Raw genomic sequence first — 21,200 nt, 5'->3', positions numbered from 1 at the left:
TACATGTAAAGGTTTTTAAGCGACGATAGCTGTTTTTTTGACTTCAAGTCTGTCGTACATGTCGAGCATATTGACATAGTGTTGGTGCAGGCTTACGTCAATGAAGTAGGCTTTTCCGTCTAAGATATTCACTGCATGTTCAACTTTTTCTTTTCCGAAAATGTCCCAAAGAGCACTCTCATACTCAGCCCAAACAAGTTCTTGTTCCCTCAAAGAGAGAATTTCGCAAAGAAGTTTACTCATGGGGTTTTGGCTAAAAGAGAGGAGCATTTGCGCTTCTTCGTAATTTTCCAAAAGCAGATGCACTTGCGCTTTAAGGTCAATCATCTGAAAGTTTTGCTCAAAAATCACACCGATGTATTTTTCCATATTGAGAGAATCTTCCAAAGATTCGATGGTCTCAAGCAACACGTCATGGTCTTCTTCTTTAAAATTGAGCACCTGATGTCGGATGAATTTACCACTGTTTCGATTTTGGTAAACCATGTCATCGATAGGGTAAACCTCCGAAATGCTTGGTACGATCAGATGGCAAGAGTAAAAGTTTAAGTAGGTGTATTCACGTAGGTAAATCTCTTTACCCATTGCCTTGATGATGTCGCACAAAAAGGCATACTCCTGCGCACTTCCAACGCCTTCATACTTCCACGGAGCATACGCAAAACTTTTGGTTGCATTTAAAAAAGGAAAGCCCATTTTGCCGTTAGAGTCGATGAAGTGTGCTTCAAGGTTGAAGCTATCGCCGACGATGCTCATATCAAAGGTTGGCATCTCAAAAGCGTCAAGATTTTCAACACCTCGTCCTTGCATCAGCTCACTCATAGTGCGCTCTAGGCTGACTTCTAAGATGGGGTGCGCACCAAACGAGACAAAAAGCGTGCCATTGCGCGGATTGATCAGTGAGATGGCGGTTACGGGAAACTTTCCACCCAATGAGGCATCTAAAATTTCAACGATAAAGCCCGCATCTCTAAGCTCGCACAAATCTGCATGAAGGTTAGGGAATGATGCGATGATGTCTTCTGGGTACTTTGGAAGGGCATAACCGTTTTTGATGATCTCCATCTTCGCATGACGTTCAAAAATCTCACTCAGTGCCTGCACTTTTGCTTCATCAGGCGTGTTTCCACTGGCTAACCCATTGCTTACGTAAAGATTGCTCAGAATGTTGAGAGGAATATACACTTGCTCGTTTGCAAAAAAGCTTTGAAAAGGAAGCGCTACGATCTTGTCTGTGTAATCGCTGTTAAAGTCGACAAAGTCTTCATCGCTCATTTCGTTGGACGGATTATAAATTACATGTAAAGATGGACTCAGATACTCTCCTCCAAATTCAAACACTTTTTGGTCTGGGTAGTAAGCACGGTTGGGAAGGTGAAAGTCGATAAAAAAGTTATTGGTTTGAAGTCGTTCGATGTACTCGCCAAGTGCGCTGGCTTTTGAGGACTGAGAAAGTGTGCCTTTGCCGTTAGAATAGATATGATTGGGTGCCTCGATGGAAGAAAGGTTGATAGAGTAGCAGTTTTTAAGGGGATGCTTTTCGCTGGCAAATTTCATGCCGCAACCAAGGTCGCTTAAAATCGCTTGCATTTTTAAAATAGAAGCTTCGAGGGGTGCATTTTTTGAGAGTATGTTCATATTGTAGTGGATTCCTTTTGAATATTCTTTATTGTACCCATAATGTGCTGAGATAATGGAATGAAGCGTTCATTGGTACAAAAGAGTATTGTTTAAGCGCAATAGATGTGATTGAAATGTGACCATTGAGATGTTAAAATAATTTATATCTGAGATGTATATTTTCAGACAAATGAAATGATGAAAATTGGAAAAGTATGGCAGAAGCATTAAATGACGATGAACAAGAATATTTAAAATACAGTGATGTTGAAAAGGAGATTGATACTTTTTTAGAACAACTTGATTTTGAGGAATACGGCGTATATGAATCTTTATATTATTTTGAAGAAGAAGTATTTGAAAAGATCATTTCATCTTTGCATCGCTGTAAACTGCCAAATGTCTATATCTCTTATAAAGATGTTTTGCGAGAAAAGCTTTTTTTAACACTGGGTTGTAACGCACAAGATCTTGTGTTTATCGCAGAAGGAATTGTTTATGCTAAAGGTTATTTATCGGTTCCTGTTGTAGGTACGGGAGCAGAACGAAGAGCTTGTGGCATTGCTCCTGAAATTTTAGAAGAGTGCAAGCAAAGATATTTTAAAAATGATTTACACAAAGAGAAGATTTTCAAGTTACTGCCGCATGTGGTTGAACAAACGCTCAATTTTAGAAAAATCAGTCCTATTAGATTTCAAAAGCTTTTTATACCTATGTTTGTCAATATGATTGAGATTATTGTCATAGGCTATACAGAGTTAGATGATGTGCAAAGTATTCGCGCACTGAGTCTTCATCTTTTACGTGAAGTTTTTGATGATTTGATGCTTTATGTCGCGGAAGATCTGTTATTTCATTTCTCAAATACAGATCGAAAAGCGATTGAATTTTTAAGTTTTTTTAGTGTGCATGATAGCATTGACTCTTTGGGAAAACGCCATAAAGCAAACCCAATTTTAGATGAGAGCAATAATGCATGGAATATTGCGACGATACGTTCAACGATGATTCAGCATAAAAATGCGAAACAAGCCATTTATGAGAAAAAAAATTCACTTATTACGATTAAAAATAAACTAGATGCCTTTATTCTTGACCAAAAACAGCTTACGCAACAAAGTGTGATTGAAAAAGAGAGGTTGGTAGAAGTTGAAGAGGCGATTGCCTCAATCCATAAAACACTTCAAAAACTTGAAGAGACTGATACGGTTGAAGTAAAGTTTATCGAAGATGGAGAGGAAAAAATCTTTCAACGAAAATCATTGATGGTACGTATCTTTAAAAAAGAAGACACGCTCCTTACGCAGAAGAACAAACTGCTTAAAACACTTGAAGAGATTGATATTAGGATTGCTAATAAACAAAAAGAAATAGATATTTGGGAGAAAAAATACGCTGAAAATCAAAACTTTTTATCTACCGCTGAAGCTAAGGAACATCCTATGGATAAACAGTATGAGCGGATTTTACGTGCACTCGCTAAAACACTCGCAAACAGATAAATAAAAGTGAGGGGAACATAATTCCCTTGAGAGGGAGTTTTATATAATTGAATGGTGGAGCTGTGGGGGATTGAACCCCAGTCCAAAAATAGCCACCTATGACGTCTACATGCTTAGATATTGTTGATAGTGTTTAATTTTGCTTCGTACAACAATCAGAAAACTACGCAAAACGAGCCTTTAACTTCGCTGCATGTAAAGGCGTTCATGCAGTATATCTATCAAAGCTATGATACTCTCCAAGACCTCCTAAGATAGCATCAGAGGGGAGAGCAGTCCATTATTTGTTAAACTTACGCAGCTAGAGCGTAAGCAGGACGATAGTTACTGTTGTTAGCAGTTATTGTTTGAAGGTTGTGTAACGGAAGACCCTCACTTCCGACATGCAGCCATAAGCTAAAACTACTCCTGTCGAAGCCATGTCAGCCCCATTCAAGAAACGAATTTTACCATAATAAATAGGAAAATTTGCTATAATTCACAAAAATGTATAAGGATTTGTTTTGAAAAGAATTTTAACGTATCTTGGTGTAGCACTTTTGTTCTTGTTTGCACAAGGCTGTGCCCCAAAATCGCCGCCTCCAGCTTCGACATTGAAAACCTATGATAACGAAAAAACCAATCCAAAGCTTTCTAAGCTTGTCGGAAAAAATTACGTTAAAGGTATCGTTCGCACCATCAACCATGATCCTATTGCCCAAACATGGAACTATGAAATTGATGGTATTGAAACAACCAATGGAAAATTGTCTTATGTAAACTTCAACCATAAAACAATCCTTGCCAATGAAGGCGATCTTGTTTATGCTTCTTTTGATGGTATGCGTTTAACAGAAATGTTTGTGATTAAAGAAGGGTTTTATAAAGGTGGAAAAAATGCGTCAACAACACCACCTCCAGTGAAGAAAAAAAGTGCAGGTAAAAGTAGTGATGATGGCGGTGCTGGAAAACGCGATAAAGCTCACCAAGTATTAGGCGTTCCACAAGAAGAATCGATTAAATTAAATTAAGTTTACTTTTGTTAACCGATCGTTTACTTTGAGTTCCTATACTTCTCTTAGCGAATTTCATATTTTCTTCTGAATGTATGGAGACTCAAAGAGGCGATCCGCCAAGCGCCTCTTTGAAACCTTTTTCTAACTCTATCGTAAAAATAGCTCCCCCACTTTCATTTCTCGCTTCGAGTTTTCCTCTCATACTTTTTTCTATAATCAATTTTGCCATATAAAGTCCAATGCCAGTACCTTCATTTTGCTCTTTTGTACTCACATAAGGCTCAAAGATTTTTTCGGTAGGTTCTATTTTAATTCCCCCACCATTGTCTTGAATAATAAACCGCACTGTCGTTTCATCGCTCTCTAGGCTAATCGTAATTTTTCCACATTCTGTACCCGAAGCAATGATGGCATCTTTAGCGTTCGAGAGAAGGTTAAGAACAACCTGTTCGTATTCACTTTTATAGCCAATAATGTATTCGTCATGCGGAATATTTACTTCTACCTCAATTTCTTGATTGGCGATGGACATACCTATGATGCGTAAAACTTCATCGATACTTGCTTGAATACTAAATGCCTTTTTATCTTTATTGGGCATAAAAAAGTTACGAAAGTCATCGATTGTATTAGACATATATTCTACGATGTTTTCTGCTTCAATACATTTGATTTCCATACCTGTTTTATCAAGTTTATCCATGTTGTATTTAAGCTTGAGCGTCATCAGAAGTGCTGAAAGTTGAGAGAGTGGTTGTCGCCACTGGTGCGCAATATTGCTGATCATCTCTCCAAGCGCAATAAACTTTGATTTTTGAATGAGAAGCTGTTCTTGCTCTCTATTTTTTTGAATCTCTTCACTCACACGGCTTTCCAGTGTACGGTTAAGATTTTCAAGTTCCAGCGTTTTTTGTTGAACTTGTTTATGATAGGTTTGTAAAAAGCGCTCGATGCGTTTGCCAAGGATAACCGCAAACGTGTTGGCAACAAACGCAAAAAGTAAAAAGATAATGACAGCAGAGGTGACTTCCAGCTTCATCTTCTTTTTAAAATCAGCTTTGGCAATGCTAATCTCTTTGTCTATATCATCCGTATACGCACCTGCTGCGATGATGAGATTCCACTCTTTGTAGAGTTTAAAGTAAGATACTTTTGGACGAATGATATTACTTTCAGGTTTTTTATAGATGTAATCTACAAACGAAAAACCTTTCTCGTGGATGTCTTGTAAGAAAATTTTGCGAAAGGCTTTACCATTTTCATCGGTGTACGCATCGGAGATATATTCTCCTTCCAAATCAGGGCGATTGGGGTTGATGAGCATTTTGGCAAATTTATCACCGCCACTGATATGCTCAACCTGATAGACAAAGATATAATTGTGCTCTTCACCCCCATAGCGGATATGGCGAATCCAGTCATACACTTCAAGCTTGAGCGCTTCTACTGCTTTAGAATCCGCTAGATTGGTTCGACTTTTTTTAAACTCGATAAACTCTATAATAGCATCGACTTCACGCCTAAGGACATTGCGTTTGTTCTCAACAAACGTTTTTTTGCTATCTTCGATTTGCGCTTGTAAAATTTCATACTGTTTGGTGATAAAAAAGTAACCGTTAAAAAGCATCAGGGAACTGATGATAAAAATAGTACTAACAATAATGATAGTGGAGATATTGCTCTCTTTGATAATTTTCACAAAAAATTCCTACCTTGACTGCTATAATAATGAAAAAGAATCATAGTGCTTCTTTTGAGAAATGTAAAGGGTTATTTATGGATGAAAAGATGCTAAAAAAGCTTGCTCCTTATACGGTTTTATACGCAGAGGATGAGGTAGGCGTTCGAAAAAATGTATCGGAACTTCTCTCGTTGCTCTTCAAAGAAGTGTATCTTGCAAATGATGGAGAAGAAGCCTACAAACTCTTTGTACAGCACAAGCCTGATCTTATCATTACCGATATTAAAATGCCTCATCTCAGCGGCATTGACCTTGCGAAGAAAATACGTGAAAGTGATGCAAAGGCACATATTATCATTATTACGGCGTATACCGAGGTAGATTTTATGCTTGAAGCCATTGAACTCTCCTTGCTTCGTTATATTGTCAAGCCCATTACGGAGCCAAAGCTTTTCGATGCGCTGGAGAAGTTCTTGCAGTCAAAAGAAAAGGCGCATCTTCAAGAACTAGCACCCGATTGGTACTACGATAGCTTGCAAAAAGTGGTTCTTCACAATACTCAGATGTATGAACTGACGAAGAAGGAGGCAAAGCTTATTGAGCTTTTATTGGAAAAAGATTCGATTATTACGTATGAAGAGATAGAGAGACATTTATGGGAAAGTGAATATATGAGCCTTAATGCACTTCGCCTGATGATCAAAAATTTGAGAAAGAAATTGCCTGAGGGGACTTTGAAAAACATCCAAGGAATAGGTTACAAATTATAGGAATAGAGGATAAACTGAAGCGTTACGAAAAGAAGCTTTCTAAAACATATTTAATAGGCTTTTGCAGTTTACATGTAAAGATCGATGATTTTCGCCTATAATCAAAAATAAAAATAATTTTGATAAGGGGAATGAAATATGACAAAGTTTTTTAAAGTGATGAGCGCAGTAACGCTTCTTGTATCATCATTGGTCGCCGCAGAATATACGATTAAACTCACACATGTTGTAAGCCCCAACACTCCCAAAGGAATGGGTGCAGACTTTTTTGCTAAAAGAATAGGTGAGCTCACAAATGGTAAAGTAGAAGTCGTTGTTTTCCCAAACTCACAACTTTATGGCGATGGCGAAGAGATGAAAGCTTTGAAACTTGGAAATGCGCACATCGCAATGCCTAGTTTTTCAAAATTTACCCATATTGTTCCGCAGATGCAACTTTTCGATTTACCATTTTTATTTAGAGATGACAAACACCTTCATGCGGTCTTAGATGGTGAAGTAGGGCAGATCATCAAAGATATAGTAACAGCGAAAGGTTTCGTAGCACTTGATTATTGGGATGCAGGTTTTAAACAGCTCTCTTCCAATAAAAAAGCAATTATAGTGCCAAGCGATGCAACAGCACAAAAATTTAGAATTATGAGTTCACATGTACTTGAGGCACAATTTAAGACTATTGGAGCCATTCCTCAAATATTGCCCTTTTCAGAAGTCTATTCTGCATTACAGCAAAGTATTGTCGATGGTACAGAAAACCCACTCTCTAACTTTTATACCAAAAAGTTTTATGAAGTTCAAACAGACTTAACGCTCTCTTCGCATGGTTATCTTGGTTATCTTGTGATTATGAGTGAAAGCTTCTGGCGAAAATTCCCTGCAGAGTACAAACCTATGGTTCTCCAAGCAATGAAAGAAGCAACAGCTTATGAGCGAAAACTAGCAGCACAAGATGAAGAGGCGACATTGGCAAAACTCCAAGAGTATGCAAAAACCTCAAGTACGTTTAAAATTCATACACTAACCCCAGAGCAAAAAGCAGCATGGCAAAAAGCTATGGAAACCATTTATCCACAGTTTTATAGCGTTATCGGCGAAGATCTTATTAAAAAAGTGCAAGCGACGAAATAAGTTAAATATAATTTACTTATAAAACTTTTCTGATTTTTTTAATAACCGTTTGATAACAGAACCTTGTAAAAGTGACATTTTCTTAAAAGATTTATTGTAATTTACTGTTTTTTGTGATAGACTTATCTCGCCTTCAAAAAAATTCAAGGAGACAATATGAAATTAGCTAAACTTAGCTTGGCGGCTATCGTAGTTGCAGGTCTTGCATCTAGCTCTTTTGCAGCAAGTGATAATCTTGCAGACGCATTTAAAAACGGAAAAGTAAACGGCGAATTAAGAGCATGGTACTTTGACAGAGATACTGGAGTAGCTCCAACTGCAGCTCGATATACGGCAGCAAACGTTGGTAAACAAGGACAAGAGAGTCTTTTCTCTACAGCAGTAATTCTTGGTTATGTAACTGACTCCCTTTATGGTTTAAGCCTTGGTACAACATTCCAGTCAAACTATGCGCCATTTGCTAGCGATGCAGCAAAACAAATGTATGGTGCTGATATGTACGGTTCAGGCGCTGTTCTTTCTGAAGCGTATGTAGCATATACAATTGGTAAAACAACAGCAAAAGTTGGTCGCCAATTTATTTCTACTCCATTGGTAAGTGGTTCTGGTTCACGTATGATTAAAGAATCATTTGAAGGTGGATTAGTAATTAATACAGATGTGCCACAAACAACATTAGCAGCAGGTTATGTTGGTAAATTCCAAGGTAGAACCACAAGAGCTATTGATGCAACACTCACAGGTGCTCAAAGTGATATTCCTGAATTCTCAAAAAATGCAGTATTCTACGGTGTAGGTGTTGCTTCTTTTGATGGTGCTTACACAGTCTTAGCTATTAACCAATCAGTTCCAAACTTAACTATCACAGGTCAATATGCAAGAGTAAATAATGTTGCTGATACAGTTGTTGGAGATGCTGATGTTTACGTTGGTGCATTGGGTTATATTCTTCCTGTAAGCAACTTTAAACTTGGCTTTGATGGTGCATACCAAAAATCAAAAACAGATAAAGAAGTTCAGTTAGATGGTAATATGGTAGGTCTTCAAGCATCTTTAATCGACCTTGCAGGTTTTGGTGCTAAACTAGGTTATACAACAACATCTAATAGTGATGATGTTATCCTTGGTATGGGTAATGGCGCTGGTGGTGCTGTAGCCTTTACTGCTCCATTGATCGCAGGTGCTTCTAAAGTATCAACTTCAAACACAGATGCGTATAAAGTTGAGCTTTCTTATGATTTCTCAAAAGTGGGCGTAACAGGACTTAAAGTAATGGGTCAATACATTGACATTAGTGCTGATGGTGCTAGAACTAACACATTCAATGCAAGAAGTGCTAATATAGACTATAAATACTGGGAAGGACAAATTTCTTACGATATTCCAGCTGTTAAAGGCTTGACACTTTCTTTAGAGTATGAAGATTGTACAAAAGATACTGCAGCATTTGGTGCAACAGCGGCTGCTACAGTAGATTCAAGCGATATGAGATTTAGAGCTAACTACAAATTCTAATTTGTATCTTAACTAAGTCTTAATGAGGGCGGTTTTTGCCGCTCTCTTTCCTTAAAAACTCACAAAAACTTCAATTTTTTATAAAAAGCTTACTTTTTCATCACATGTTTTATTTGACTTTAGTGTTTTTTTTTGTATACTTCCGCTTGTAACCAAATGGTAATCAAACATTTTCAAGGAGAAAATATGAAATTAGCTAAACTTAGCTTGGCGGCTATCGTTGTTGCTGGACTCGCATCTAGCTCATTTGCAGCAGATACACTTGCTGACGCGTTTAAAAATGGTAAAGTAAGTGGTGAGCTTAAAGCTTATTACTTCGATAAAGATAATGGTACAAATAGTGAAAGTATTTTCACAACAGGTATTATGCTCAACTATAAAACAGCATCATTTTATGGTTTAGGTGCAAACTTTACATTCCAAGGTAGTTCATCGCCATTTGCAAGTGACAATGAAAAAGATATGTTTGCTGGCACAATGTATGGACCTGGCGCTGTTCTTTCTGAAGCATACATTTCATATACAATCGGTAAAACAACTGCACTTGTTGGTCGTATGTTCTTAGATACTCCACTTGTTGCAAGTTCAGGTTCACGTGTAGTGAAAGATTCATTTGAAGGTGCTGCTGTTATTAACACAGATCTTCCAAATACTACATTGATCGCTGGTTATGTTCAGAAAGGTCAAGATAGAACAGATAACAATGGTAAAATTGGTGAATTCACTAAGAAATTTGCAACAGGTTCACTTTCATACGGAGAATTACCTGTAAATGCTGAAGATGGTGCATATACTCTTGCAGCTATCAATAAATCAGTCCCAGGTCTTACTTTAACAGCTGCATATGCTTATGCTAATGATATCGCTCAATTAGCATACGCAGAAGCTCTTTATGAAGGTAAAGCAGGGGAAATTGGTTATACTTTAGGCGGTCAATTCTATTACAATAAAATTGACAATACTTTGACAAATTTAGCAAATACATTAGTTGTTTCACCATATGCTGATGATAGTATTACAAGTTATGCTCTTAAAGCAGGATTAAGCTATAAAGGCATTAATGGAACAATCGCATACTCACAAACAAGTGATGATGATGTTGCAACAGCTGTAGCGAATGGATCTTCAACAGCTAAAGGCTTACATAGAGGTGAACTTGTATCTGGTTTAGGTAATGGTGCTGACCTTCTTTATACTGATGCAGTTATCTCTTCTCCAGGCTATACAAGAGATACACAAGCATACCTTGCTGATGTAAACTATGATGTAACTTCAGCTGCAAATGTTGGTGTACGTTATGTTCTTGCTGATGATAACTATCTTGATGCAAAATACTCTTACTCAGCAGTATATGGCTCATACAAGTTTGATGGCGCTTTAAAAGGCTTCAAACTTGGTGCAGAGTATGAGAAACAAGGTAAAGATGTTGATGGTAGCGATCTTTGGGTAAAAGCTTCTTATAAATTCTAATTTCTGCCTTTTTATTCCACCCCTTTTTGGGGTGGAACTCCTCTATTTCTTTTTGTAACATTTTTCAAATGCACACTTTTTATACAACTCCTTCAAAACTTTACATTCAATATTAAGTAACTTTTTTGTACTATATTTACATTACTACACTAAGGAGTATTCATGAGAAAACTAGCTGTTCTTGCTACATCTGTTGCGCTTTTGGCTTCATCTTCTTTTGCCAAAGAGATCAATGTTGGTGTTACAATGTCAATGAGTGGACCGCTTGCGGCATACGGTCAAACTGCCTATGAGGGTATTGAGTTTGCCAATTCGTTGCAACCAAAACTAAAAAACGGAGATACCGTTAAATTAGTACTAGTTGATACCAAAGGCGACAAAGTTGAGTCAGCCAATGCTGCTACAAGACTTATCAGTTCTGACAAAGTTGTGGGAATTCTTGGTGAATTAACCAGTACAAACACAGCACAAGTTATGGCGATTGCTGAGAAAAAACAGATTCCTGTTATCTCTCCTGTTGCAACAAATGACAAGTTAACAGAGCAAAAAGAGTTTGCAAACCGCGTTTGTTTTACTGACTCTTTCCAAGGCGCAGTTGTTGCAAACTATGCCGTTAAAGACCTTAAACTTAAAACGGCTGTTGTCGTAGTTGATCAAGCACAAGTTTATTCTCTTGGTCTTGCAAAAGCATTTACTGAGGCTTTCACAAAAGCTGGTGGTAAAATTGTAAAAGAGATCAAAGTAAGCTCAGGTGACAAAGACTTTAAAGCGGTTGTTTCTCAAATTAAAGCTGCAAATCCAGATTTTCTTTTCTTGCCAATGTATCACCCAGAAGTTTCTATGATTGCTCGTCAAGCAAAACAAATTGGACTAGTTAAGCCTATGTTCTCAGGAGATGGTGTTGCTAACCAAACCTTTATTGATTTAGGTGGCGATGCAGTTGAGGGTTATATGTTTACAGACTTCTTTGATTATGGTGCGCCTCCGACACAACGTTCAAAAGATTTCATTGCTGCCTATTCACAAAAAACTGGAAAACAAGAAGTTAATTCATTTGTTGCACTTGGCGCAGATGCTTATAACTTAATGGTAGATGCAATGAATCGTTGTGCAAATCCAGAAGATAGTATTTGTATCAACAAAGAAATTAAAGCGACTGTTAATTTTGAAGGTGTATCTGGTGTTATCAACATGGATAAAACAGGTAACTCTACACGTTCAGCGGTTATTAAAGTTGTTCAAAATGGTAAAGCTGTTTATAAAGCAACTGTAAATCCATAATTTTCTCATCTCTGCCTTTACATGTAAAGATGAAAGGCAGAGATTTTAGAGCAATTTTCACTCGCAAAAGTGGGCATTGCTCTAAAATATTTTAGGAGAATCTATTTGGATTTAACAATGTTTATGCAACAGATGGTCAACGGCTTTAGCCTTGGCAGTATGTATGCGCTTATCGCCATTGGTTATACGATGGTGTATGGAGTATTAAGACTCATCAATTTTGCGCATGGCGATATTATGATGGTGGGTGGATTTTTAGGGTATTTTGGTATTGCCGTATTAGACCTTCCTTTTGGGGCGGCAGTTCTTCTAGCTATTGTTGGCTCAGCACTTTTAGGTATGGCGAGTGATCGAATCGCGTATCGACCATTGCGTAGTGCTCCCAAAATTTCACTTTTAATTACAGCTATTGGTGTAAGCTTTTTCCTTGAAAATGCTTTCAACGTCTTTTTTGGTGGCGTTCCAAGAGCTTTCCCCGTTCCTGCTTATTTGGAAAATGTAGTCGATTTTATGAGCTTAACGATGCCAGTCTCTGCGATTATTGTTCCAATTATTACGGCATTTTTATTGGCAATTATTTTATGGGTACTTTACAAAACAAAGTATGGTATGGCAATTCGTGCCCTTGCTTTTGATGTTGGTACAGTTAATCTCATGGGCATTGATGCGAATCGTATCATTACTTTGGTCTTTGGTATGGGCTCAGCGCTTGCAGCAGTGGGCGGTATTTTCTGGGCGGTTAATTACCCTTCCGTTGAACCAATGATGGGTGTACTTGTGGGACTCAAAGCTTTTGCAGCAGCTGTTGTTGGTGGCATTGGTAGTGTTGGTGGTGCTGTTCTTGGAGGTTTGATTATAGGTTTTACTGAAGTTGTTGTCATCGCTTTTTTCCCAGAGTTGGGTGGCTATAAAGATGCGTTCGCCTTTATCTTTTTGATCTTAATCCTTTTGTTTAAGCCCACAGGTATTTTGGGTATTGATTTTGAAAAAAGTAGGTTTTAAGATGAATAGTCTCATGATAAAAAAAGAGCAATGGCTCAAATTTACTTTTATTGTCATCACATTGTGGTTTATCTGGTTTGCTAATACTCATTTTGATGAATATACAGTAAGAATTTTAAATAACATCGCTATTTTCGTCATTTTGGCGGTTAGCTACAATCTGATCAATGGTGTGACAGGTCAGTTTTCACTCGAGCCAAATGGCTTCGTAGCAATCGGGGCCTATACTGCAGCGCTTTTACTGGTAAGCCCTGAGGCTAAACAGTATCAATACGCGATTGTTGATCCTTATCCTTTTGTCTTAACGCTTCATGCGAATTTTGTTGTGGCTCTTCTTTTGGGTGGCGCATTTGCAGCAACTTTAGCAGCCATTCTCTCTTTTCCTGTTTTTAGAGTTAGAGGGGATTATCTTGCAATCGTAACGCTTGGCTTTGGATTTATTATTAAGATTTTGGCGATTAACCATCCTGAAGTAACGAATGGCTCATTAGGTCTTAATGACATACCAGAGTTTTCAAATCTTTACTGGACGGGTGGCATAGCGATGATCGCTGTCATTGTGGTCTTAAATATCATCAACTCTAAATTCGGTCGTGCAATGAAGGCAGTTAGGGATGATGAAGATGCCGCCATTGCAATGGGTGTCAATACGTTTAAAGCTAAAACACTGGCTTTTTGTACCAGTGCCTTTTTTGAAGGTGTGGGAGGGGGACTTTTAGCAGCACTTCTTACCAGCATTTCACCTGATCTTTTCGACTTTTTCTTTACATTCCAGCTTTTAATCATCATCGTTTTGGGTGGACTTGGAAGTACAACAGGTGCAATTATTGGTACAGTGCTTGTTATGGGTGGAAGTGAATGGATGCGCTTTTTAGACGAACCAATGAAGCTTTTCGGCTATGAAACACATGGTATGCCAGGTATGCGCATGGTGGTATTCTCGCTTATTCTTATTTTCATCATGCTGTTTGCACGTGAGGGTATTATGGGCAAAAAAGAGTTGACAGATGTACTAAAGTTTCGTAAAAAGGGTGGCAAATGATCTTAAAAATTGACAATGTCACTAAAAATTTTGGCGGTGTAACAGCCATTAAAGAGACGAGCTTTAGTGTTGCTCCTAAAGAGATTTTTGGACTGATTGGTCCTAATGGCGCCGGTAAAACGACGATGTTCAACATCATTACAGGCAATTATGAACCGACTTCAGGTTCTGTTATATTTAGAAACGAAGCCATTAATGGGCTTAAACCCCATCATATTGTGCGAAAAGGGATTGCTAGAACATTTCAAAATATCAGACTTTTTTCCAGCATGAGTGTTTTGGAAAACGTCTTGATCGGTTTCGATTTTCAAGCACGTTATGGCTTTTTGGAGTCCATTGTACGTTTCCCTCGTTTTATTTCAGAAGAAAGACGTATTAAAGCGCGTTCGATGGAAATTTTAGACTACTTTGGAATGGCATCGTTTGCACATGATAAGGCGGTAGATCTTAGTTACGGTCAACAACGAAAAGTTGAAATTGCAAGAGCTTTAGCCACCAATCCTGAGCTATTGCTTTTGGATGAGCCTGCTGCTGGTATGAACCCATCAGAGACAGAAGAGCTCGGAGAAATTATTAAAAAAGCGCGCGTTGATTTTGATTTGACCGTTCTTTTAATTGAACATGATATGAAGTTTGTTAATCAATTATGTGACAAAGTCTTGGTTCTTGATTATGGTAAAACAATTTTTGAGGGTAAACCAAGTGACGCGATTTGCGACCCTGAAGTTATAGCAGCGTATTTAGGAGATTTTCATAATGATCAGTGTTAAAAATTTACATGTCTATTATGGACTCATAGAGGCTGTTAAAGGGATTGATTTTGAGGTTAAAGAGGGAGAAATTATCTCTTTGATTGGTTCTAATGGCGCAGGTAAAAGTTCTACATTAAAGGCATTGCTGAACAGTGTAAAAAAAACAGGTGACATTAACTTCTTAGGTTATGATACACGCAATCACAAAACCCACACTCTTGTACAGCACGGGCTTTCATTGGTGCCTGAGGGAAGAAAGATTTTTATCAACTTGACAGTTGAAGAAAACCTTCGTATGGGTGCTTTTAATAACGATGAAAATTATGAGCATCTCAAAGAGACGATGTATACGCTTTTCCCTCGTATCAAAGATAAGCGTCACCAGCTTGCAGGTACGATGAGTGGTGGTGAACAGCAAATGTTAGCCATCTCTCGCGCTTTAATGGGAGAGCCTAAACTTTTGATGCTTGATGAACCAAGCCTTGGACTAGCACCCAAAATTGTCGGTGAGGTTTTTGAGACGATCATGCGTTTACGTGACGAAGGAATTACCATTCTTTTAGTGGAGCAAAACGCGTTTGCTGCTCTTAAAATTTCCGATAAAGCGTATGTTTTAGAAAATGGCAAAATTGTTATGAGTGGCATTGCTTCTGAGATGATCGGCGATGATACCATCCGCAAAAAATATCTTGGCGGTTAATCCAAAACCTCTTTACATGTAAACCTCCTTGATTAGGAGGTTTATACTTCTTTAATGATTTATAAACTATTTACTCTAACACGGTAACATAACTTAATTTTTCCAGACAAGGGAGTTTTATGGATTTTGTATTGAAGCAGCTTTTTTCAATGAAGGCGGCTATCATTCTTTTAGTGCTTTTTGGACTTTTTAGTGGTGTCGCTACATTTGTTGAAAATGATTTCGGTGTTGAGACGAGTTGGGCACTGATTTATACTTCATGGTGGTTTGAATTAGTTCAAATTGCTTTAGGCGTCATTTTAATCTCTAATATTGTGCGATATAAACTCTACACTCTTGATAAACTCCCTTCTTTTCTCTTTCATATCAGTTTTATTTTTATTCTTATTGGCTCAGGCGTAACACGCTATTTTGGCTTTGAAGGGTCTTTACATGTAAGAAATGGTATGAAAGAAAGTAAAGTGCTTTCCAGTGACGCATTTGTTCAGGTGAGTGCATTGAAAGATACTCAGTCTTACAGTTATAGCCATTCTCAGCTTATTTCCAGACTAGGCGGGAATAACTTTTCATTCTCTTTTGATGTCGGCGGTGATAAAGCGGAAGTGAAATTTAAAGAATACCTACCTAATGCGACTGCAAAAGTTGTTGATGATCCACAAGGTGTTCCAATGATTTCGATGATGCTAAGTGGTTATGGTGAAAGCCTCAATGTAGTTTTAAAAGAGGGTGATACCTACGAATCAAGTGAATATATTTTTAGCTTTAATGCAAAAGTTCCACAAAGTGAAAAACCAGTCGTACAATTTACGTTAGAAGATGGAAAATTTTATTTCTATTCTAAAGAAAAAATTGCATGGTTCAAGATGGCTGAAAATAAGCGCGGGGAATATGCTACGGATAACAAGCAAGATTTTGTAGCAGGTCAGCTTTATACCATTGGAAATGTTAATTTTGCACCACGATATATTGGTCTTAAAGGGCTTGAAAAAGTGGTTGAGGATAAAAATCCTATGAAAAAAGCAGACGCTACCTCGGCCATTATTGTAACGGCAAAATTTAAAGGTGAAACCAAAGAAATTGCCATGTTTGGACATGGCAAAGGCTCTGAAGGTCAGCCGACGAAAATAATTATTGCAGATACGCCATTTATTTTTGAATGGGGCTCTCAAATCTTTACACTCCCTTTTGCTATCAAACTCAATGAATTTCAATTGGATCGTTACGCAGGTTCCATGTCGCCGATGTCTTATGCAAGTGAAGTTGAAGTTGTTGATGCAGAAAAAGGGATTCATGTGCCATTTCGTATTTATATGAACCATGTTCTTGACTATCGAGGATTCCGTTTTTTCCAAAGCTCTTATGATCAAGATGAAAAAGGAACAATTTTGTCTGTTAATAATGATCCAGGGAAATTTCCAACCTATTTTGGTTACCTTCTTTTAGGCATAGGACTTTTGTTTAATTTAATTAATCCAAAAAGCCGTTTTCGAAAACTTGCAGCGATGGTACAAAAAGACATGACGAAAGTTAAATCAGTACTGCTAGCATTTTTCTCTGTATTTACATTAGGTCAAGTAAGTACGCTTCATGCCTATACGACGGAAGAATATGTTGGCTTTTTAAAACAATATGATACGAAGCACGCCGATAAATTCGGAAGAATTTTGGTACAAAGTGTTGATGGTAGAATTAAACCAATCGATACAATTTCGACAGAACTTTTGAATAAAATATATGGAGGCTCTAGCTTCGAGGGGCTTACACCCAATCAAGTAGCGCTTAGTATGATGAGCTCACCGGGTGAATGGCAGGGATTGCCCGTCATTAAAGTATTTCATCCAGAGCTTAAGAAGATTATCGGTATTCCTGAAAATCAAAAATATGCTGCCTTTAATGATTTTTTTGAGAAAGAAGGCGATCATGCCTTTAAATTAATCAAGTACACAGAAGAAGCAAACCGTAAAAAACCAGCCCAACGTAATCAGTTTGATAAAGACATTCTCAAAGTAGATGAACGCGTCAATATTTGTTATATGGTCTATACGGGCGAAGTCTTTAAAATGATCCCGAAACAAAATGATCTGAATAAACGATGGTTCGCACCACAAGAGGCTGTCATGAATTTCTCTAAACAAGAGGGAGATGAAGTGCGCGCTTTGCTTGGAGGGTACTTTGAAGCCATTAGCGAAGGCTTGGAAAAAGGTAATTGGGAAAGCGCTAATAAAGCAATTGATAAATTACAATCATATCAAGAGCAGTACGGCTCAGAAATTATTCCAAGTAGCAGTCGTATAAAAGCAGAAATTTTCTTTAATCATGCAAAAATCTTTGATCGCTTAACACCTGTTTATTTATTGAGTGGTTTAGTTTTACTCTGCTTTATTTTTGCAAAGATGATCAAATCGTCTCTCAATATTCGTTATATCACAAAAATTGTTCTTGCGATTAATTTTGTTGCCTTTCTAGCACATACAGGTGGGCTTGGTTTGAGGTGGTATATCTCAACGCATGCGCCTTGGAGTGATGGTTATGAGTCGATGATTTATATTGCGTGGGCGATAGCCCTTGCGGGTATTTTCTTTTCTCGCCAGTCCGTTGTCTCTCTTGCACTGACATCAATCCTTACTGGTGTGACTCTTTTTGTTGCCCATCTTAGCTGGATGGATCCACAAATTACGAACTTAGTGCCAGTTTTAAAATCGTATTGGCTTAATATTCACGTTTCGGTCATTACTGCAAGTTATGGCTTCCTAGGGTTGTGTGCGTTATTGGGCTTTTTCACTTTAATTTTATTTAGCGTAAGAAGTAAGAATCAAACAAAACGCAATCAAGAGATTGACCGTAATATCGTTGAAGCAACACGCATTAATGAAATGGCAATGATTTTAGGACTTAGCCTTCTTACAATAGGAAATTTTTTAGGTGGTGTTTGGGCAAATGAGTCATGGGGAAGATATTGGGGATGGGATCCAAAAGAGACATGGGCATTGGTTTCGATTCTATTTTATGCCGCAGTTGTGCATTTGAGATTCATTCCAAAACTGAATACGCCGTTTGTCTTTGCTGTTGCTTCAACCGTTGCTTTTGCTTCGATCATTATGACTTATTTTGGCGTTAACTTTTATCTCTCTGGCATGCACTCTTATGCCGCAGGTGATCCAATTCCTGTACCGCCTTTTGTCTACTATACAATTGTGATTGTCTCGCTTGTGATAGCGCTTGCCTATCCTAAACGAGCTTTTGCTAAAACCTTATAAATAGACGCAGAGGGATATTTATCCCTCTTTTAAGTTGTGCTATAATAGGCAAAAAGTTAAGAGGCTTCTGTAATGCAAGAGAATTATCTCATCATAACGATTGTTGCTGTTATTGCTATTGTTTTAATCTCTCTTTTTATTGTTGTTGCCAATTTGCAAAAGACTGTTGTTGAAGTAACACATCATTCTAAAGAAGAAGATGCTAAAGCTCAAAAAATAGCGATTGAGGCTTTAGTAGAAATTGCTGCAAAACGTACATCCACACGCAATGATCTTACCAATGCCATTCTTCGAGCAGCCAAAGAGTGCCCTTTCCCTACTAAAGAAAAAGGAATGGCTCCAAAACTTTCCAAAGTCTATCTCAATTTTGTTTTATTGATCGCGAGCCATCGCAATGCTGATGCTAAGTTGATTGCTTTTATGGATGAAGAGCTTAAAAAAGCCAATCCTACGTATAAACAAGAGATTGATATGTATGAAAATGAGGGAATAAATCAAAGAGGCAATAGAATTTAAAATCTGGGAAGAAGAAATGGCGACCCCAGGGGGACTTGAACCCCCGTTCCCGCCTTGAGAGGGCGGTGTCCTAACCACTAGACGATGGGGTCGCACAAGTGTGTTTGTTTAGGACAATGGTGACCCGTGATGGATTCGAACCATCGACCACCTCCTTAAAAGGGAGATGCTCTACCGACTGAGCTAACGAGTCATGCTCAGGCAGTTTCATAACAAAATAAGAAAATGCTGAGGGAAAATAGATCGTGGCGCGGCGGACGGGGCTCGAACCCGCGACCCCCGGCGTGACAGGCCGATATTCTAACCAACTGAACTACCGCCGCGCATAAATGGTGGTCGTTAGAGGACTCGAACCTCTGACATCCACCTTGTAAGGGTGGCGCTCTACCAACTGAGCTAAACGACCATTAGGGACACTAAAAAAGAATAATTTGGCGACCCCAAGGGGATTTGAACCCCTGTAACCGCCGTGAAAGGGCGGGATCCTGGACCACTAGACGATGGGGTCGCACAAAAAATGAATGGTGACCCGTGATGGATTCGAACCATCGACCACCTCCTTAAAAGGGAGATGCTCTACCGACTGAGCTAACGAGTCATTCACCGTTCTTCTCGTAATGAGGCTGAAATTATAGAGAAAAAAAATTCATTTGTCAAGACATTTTTTCACTTTTGAGAAAAATATTTTCGCCTACATGTAAAAGTAACTTTAAGGCATGGTAAGCACTTTGGGTTTGAATATACTCTCGATCACCCTCTAAAAGAAGTCTTTCGATCATAATATCGCCTTCTTTATTGCGTGCTCCAACATAAACTGTACCGACTGGTTTTTCGATACTTCCACCCGTTGGTCCAGCCACGCCACTGGTGGCAATAGCAAAATCGGAGAGGCTTGCGTTGAGCACTCCTTCTAACATTTCACGTATGCACAGCTCGCTGACGGCACCAAAACGCTCAATCGTTTCGCTGCTAACACCTAGCCATGACTCTTTAATTTCATTAGAGTACGTCACAAGTCCGCCTTTGAAAACAGCTGAAACACCAGAGCGTTTGGTAAGCATAGAAGCGATAAGCCCTCCCGTGCAGCTCTCAGCAATGCTGAGTGTTTTTCCATGTGCTTGAAGCGATTCGGAGATATGTTCAATGACATCAGGATGGTTAATAACTTTTTGAGGAAGCAGGGATTTGGCTGCTTTAAAGAAACTCTCCAAATTGCCATATTTGTTAGAAATGGCTTCAATCATCATCCATCCATCAATGATTTTTGTGGGGGTAATGCGGATTTCAAAGTTTTGCGCCAATGGTTCAAGTAAAATTTTTAAAGAATCTTCATCAATGTTGATGATTGAAAAAAGAGCGGAACTGTTTTTATTTTCGATTAAAACGGGAGGGAGTTTTTTATTTTCAGTGGCTTTGATGACATTAATAAGTTTGCCTTCGCGTTCTAAAAGATAACTACTTTCTTCAAAGCGAACGGTTTTTGAGGGAATAAGCATACCTGATTTTAGTTCGAGTGACTCTTCACCCAATGTTGCGATAACTTTATTAACCAAGTTGAAGCTGTCATTGGAGGTGACGATGACGATTTCATCGGCATGCGTGATAGACTCTTCTAAGACAAAAAAGAGGTCTTTATCGTTTTTATCGATGTAGACGGTTTGATCGGGAAGATCAAGATGTTTCGTAATTGTTGCGTGAATATAGTTTAAAAATGGCAGATTGTATCGTAGAGCTTTACCGACTACGATCAAAGAGCTTTTCATGAGAACAACCTTTTTTATTTTGATGATGTCAAAAAAGTAAAACTCTTTTGACTACGTTAGCCATTAGGGCGCTAAAGCTTGCCAACGGTGTTGGCAGACTAAAATTTGCATGATAACGTACCTCGCATTATACCGTAAGTGCTTCTTAAATCGTTTTTAGATAAACTTGCCTCATTTTAAGAGACGCTTACATGTAAAAATTTTTC

16 protein-coding genes, 6 tRNA genes and 1 other RNA gene are annotated in these 21,200 nt (G+C 38.2%); 13 read left to right on the top strand and 10 right to left on the bottom strand.

What is annotated here, in order from left to right; translation table 11 throughout:
* Positions 1-15: 15 nt before the first annotated feature.
* The gene (locus N0B29_RS01775; protein WP_263831982.1) at positions 16-1,638 is read right to left on the bottom strand and encodes a YcaO-like family protein; all 1,623 of its coding nucleotides are present in this window, start codon (positions 1,636-1,638) and stop codon (positions 16-18) included.
* 197 nt (positions 1,639-1,835) lie between these two features.
* Between N0B29_RS01775 and N0B29_RS01770 the strand changes: the two genes are divergently transcribed.
* Positions 1,836-3,122 (top strand): hypothetical protein, encoded by a 1,287-nt coding sequence (locus N0B29_RS01770; RefSeq protein ID WP_263831981.1) that lies wholly within the window; start codon positions 1,836-1,838, stop codon positions 3,120-3,122.
* A 52-nt stretch (positions 3,123-3,174) separates the two neighbouring features.
* On the opposite strand, the gene ssrA is transcribed toward N0B29_RS01770, so the two are convergent.
* Positions 3,175-3,552, bottom strand: a transfer-messenger RNA (tmRNA) gene (ssrA, locus tag N0B29_RS01765).
* A 73-nt stretch (positions 3,553-3,625) separates the two neighbouring features.
* On the opposite strand from ssrA, the gene N0B29_RS01760 reads away from it, so the two are divergent.
* Entirely contained in the window at positions 3,626-4,132 is a 507-nt protein-coding gene (locus N0B29_RS01760; protein ID WP_263831980.1) for a hypothetical protein, read from the top strand.
* Positions 4,133-4,217: 85 nt separating this feature from the next.
* Here N0B29_RS01760 and N0B29_RS01755 read toward each other — a convergent pair whose 3' ends face one another.
* The gene (locus tag N0B29_RS01755) at positions 4,218-5,816 is read right to left on the bottom strand and encodes a sensor histidine kinase (RefSeq protein ID WP_263831979.1); all 1,599 of its coding nucleotides are present in this window, start codon (positions 5,814-5,816) and stop codon (positions 4,218-4,220) included.
* Positions 5,817-5,893: 77 nt separating this feature from the next.
* Between N0B29_RS01755 and N0B29_RS01750 the strand changes: the two genes are divergently transcribed.
* The 11 genes from N0B29_RS01750 (at position 5,894) to N0B29_RS01700 (ending at position 19,231) form a co-directional block, all read left to right on the top strand.
* Positions 5,894-6,568, top strand: coding sequence for a response regulator transcription factor (locus tag N0B29_RS01750; protein WP_263831978.1), 675 nt, complete (start codon positions 5,894-5,896; stop codon positions 6,566-6,568).
* Between the two features lie 138 nt (positions 6,569-6,706).
* The gene (locus N0B29_RS01745; RefSeq protein ID WP_263831977.1) at positions 6,707-7,696 is read left to right on the top strand and encodes a DctP family TRAP transporter solute-binding subunit; all 990 of its coding nucleotides are present in this window, start codon (positions 6,707-6,709) and stop codon (positions 7,694-7,696) included.
* A gap of 156 nt (positions 7,697-7,852) precedes the next feature.
* A complete protein-coding gene (locus N0B29_RS01740) occupies positions 7,853-9,211 on the top strand; it encodes an OprD family outer membrane porin (protein ID WP_263831976.1) in 1,359 nt (452 codons plus the stop codon).
* Positions 9,212-9,397: 186 nt separating this feature from the next.
* A complete protein-coding gene (locus N0B29_RS01735) occupies positions 9,398-10,681 on the top strand; it encodes an OprD family outer membrane porin (RefSeq protein ID WP_263831975.1) in 1,284 nt (427 codons plus the stop codon).
* A 162-nt stretch (positions 10,682-10,843) separates the two neighbouring features.
* Complete coding sequence (locus N0B29_RS01730) at positions 10,844-11,962, top strand: ABC transporter substrate-binding protein (protein WP_263831974.1); 1,119 nt, start codon at positions 10,844-10,846, stop codon at positions 11,960-11,962.
* A gap of 105 nt (positions 11,963-12,067) precedes the next feature.
* Entirely contained in the window at positions 12,068-12,964 is an 897-nt protein-coding gene (locus tag N0B29_RS01725; RefSeq protein ID WP_263831973.1) for a branched-chain amino acid ABC transporter permease, read from the top strand.
* Positions 12,965-12,977: 13 nt separating this feature from the next.
* A complete protein-coding gene (locus N0B29_RS01720; RefSeq protein ID WP_438874156.1) occupies positions 12,978-14,006 on the top strand; it encodes a branched-chain amino acid ABC transporter permease in 1,029 nt (342 codons plus the stop codon).
* On the top strand, positions 14,003-14,776 hold the full coding sequence (locus N0B29_RS01715; protein ID WP_263831971.1) for an ABC transporter ATP-binding protein: 774 nt from the start codon (positions 14,003-14,005) through the stop codon (positions 14,774-14,776). Before N0B29_RS01720 ends, N0B29_RS01715 begins: the two co-directional genes overlap by 4 nt.
* A complete protein-coding gene (locus tag N0B29_RS01710; protein ID WP_263831970.1) occupies positions 14,763-15,458 on the top strand; it encodes an ABC transporter ATP-binding protein in 696 nt (231 codons plus the stop codon). Before N0B29_RS01715 ends, N0B29_RS01710 begins: the two co-directional genes overlap by 14 nt.
* 119 nt (positions 15,459-15,577) lie before the next feature.
* Complete coding sequence (gene ccsA, locus N0B29_RS01705; protein WP_263831969.1) at positions 15,578-18,715, top strand: cytochrome c biogenesis protein CcsA; 3,138 nt, start codon at positions 15,578-15,580, stop codon at positions 18,713-18,715.
* A 72-nt stretch (positions 18,716-18,787) separates the two neighbouring features.
* Complete coding sequence (locus N0B29_RS01700) at positions 18,788-19,231, top strand: hypothetical protein (RefSeq protein WP_263831968.1); 444 nt, start codon at positions 18,788-18,790, stop codon at positions 19,229-19,231.
* Positions 19,232-19,248: 17 nt separating this feature from the next.
* Here N0B29_RS01700 and N0B29_RS01695 read toward each other — a convergent pair.
* The 7 genes from N0B29_RS01695 to N0B29_RS01665 form a co-directional block, all read right to left on the bottom strand.
* Positions 19,249-19,323: transfer RNA gene (locus N0B29_RS01695), tRNA-Glu, on the bottom strand.
* A gap of 25 nt (positions 19,324-19,348) precedes the next feature.
* A tRNA-Lys gene (locus N0B29_RS01690) sits at positions 19,349-19,424 on the bottom strand.
* Positions 19,425-19,477: 53 nt separating this feature from the next.
* Positions 19,478-19,554, bottom strand: a tRNA-Asp gene (locus N0B29_RS01685).
* Between the two features lie 7 nt (positions 19,555-19,561).
* Positions 19,562-19,637 (bottom strand) — tRNA-Val (locus tag N0B29_RS01680).
* 26 nt (positions 19,638-19,663) lie between these two features.
* Positions 19,664-19,739 (bottom strand) — tRNA-Glu (locus N0B29_RS01675).
* Between the two features lie 14 nt (positions 19,740-19,753).
* A tRNA-Lys gene (locus tag N0B29_RS01670) sits at positions 19,754-19,829 on the bottom strand.
* Positions 19,830-19,884: 55 nt separating this feature from the next.
* On the bottom strand, positions 19,885-20,994 hold the full coding sequence (locus tag N0B29_RS01665; protein ID WP_263831967.1) for a CinA family protein: 1,110 nt from the start codon (positions 20,992-20,994) through the stop codon (positions 19,885-19,887).
* Positions 20,995-21,200: the final 206 nt, after the last annotated feature.

It is taken from the genome of Sulfurospirillum oryzae (genome assembly GCF_025770725.1).
GTDB classification, from domain to species: Bacteria; Campylobacterota; Campylobacteria; order Campylobacterales; family Sulfurospirillaceae; genus Sulfurospirillum; species Sulfurospirillum oryzae.
The sequence above is the reverse complement of the archived record's forward strand: the minus strand, read 5'-3'. Positions and strand labels throughout refer to the sequence as shown.

What these genes read in the sequence shown, in the direction of transcription:
- N0B29_RS01775 (WP_263831982.1), bottom strand. Translation starts at nt 1,638, where the DNA reads ATGAACATACTCTCAAAAAATGCACCCCTCGAAGCTTCTATTTTAAAA.
- N0B29_RS01770 (WP_263831981.1), top strand. Translation starts at nt 1,836, where the DNA reads ATGGCAGAAGCATTAAATGACGATGAACAAGAATATTTAAAATACAGT.
- N0B29_RS01730 (WP_263831974.1), top strand. Translation starts at nt 10,844, where the DNA reads ATGAGAAAACTAGCTGTTCTTGCTACATCTGTTGCGCTTTTGGCTTCA.
- N0B29_RS01710 (WP_263831970.1), top strand. Translation starts at nt 14,763, where the DNA reads ATGATCAGTGTTAAAAATTTACATGTCTATTATGGACTCATAGAGGCT.
- ccsA (WP_263831969.1), top strand. Translation starts at nt 15,578, where the DNA reads ATGGATTTTGTATTGAAGCAGCTTTTTTCAATGAAGGCGGCTATCATT.
- N0B29_RS01745 (WP_263831977.1), top strand. Translation starts at nt 6,707, where the DNA reads ATGACAAAGTTTTTTAAAGTGATGAGCGCAGTAACGCTTCTTGTATCA.
- N0B29_RS01750 (WP_263831978.1), top strand. Translation starts at nt 5,894, where the DNA reads ATGGATGAAAAGATGCTAAAAAAGCTTGCTCCTTATACGGTTTTATAC.
- N0B29_RS01715 (WP_263831971.1), top strand. Translation starts at nt 14,003, where the DNA reads ATGATCTTAAAAATTGACAATGTCACTAAAAATTTTGGCGGTGTAACA.
- N0B29_RS01720 (WP_438874156.1), top strand. Translation starts at nt 12,978, where the DNA reads ATGATAAAAAAAGAGCAATGGCTCAAATTTACTTTTATTGTCATCACA.
- N0B29_RS01700 (WP_263831968.1), top strand. Translation starts at nt 18,788, where the DNA reads ATGCAAGAGAATTATCTCATCATAACGATTGTTGCTGTTATTGCTATT.
- N0B29_RS01665 (WP_263831967.1), bottom strand. Translation starts at nt 20,994, where the DNA reads ATGAAAAGCTCTTTGATCGTAGTCGGTAAAGCTCTACGATACAATCTG.
- N0B29_RS01740 (WP_263831976.1), top strand. Translation starts at nt 7,853, where the DNA reads ATGAAATTAGCTAAACTTAGCTTGGCGGCTATCGTAGTTGCAGGTCTT.
- N0B29_RS01735 (WP_263831975.1), top strand. Translation starts at nt 9,398, where the DNA reads ATGAAATTAGCTAAACTTAGCTTGGCGGCTATCGTTGTTGCTGGACTC.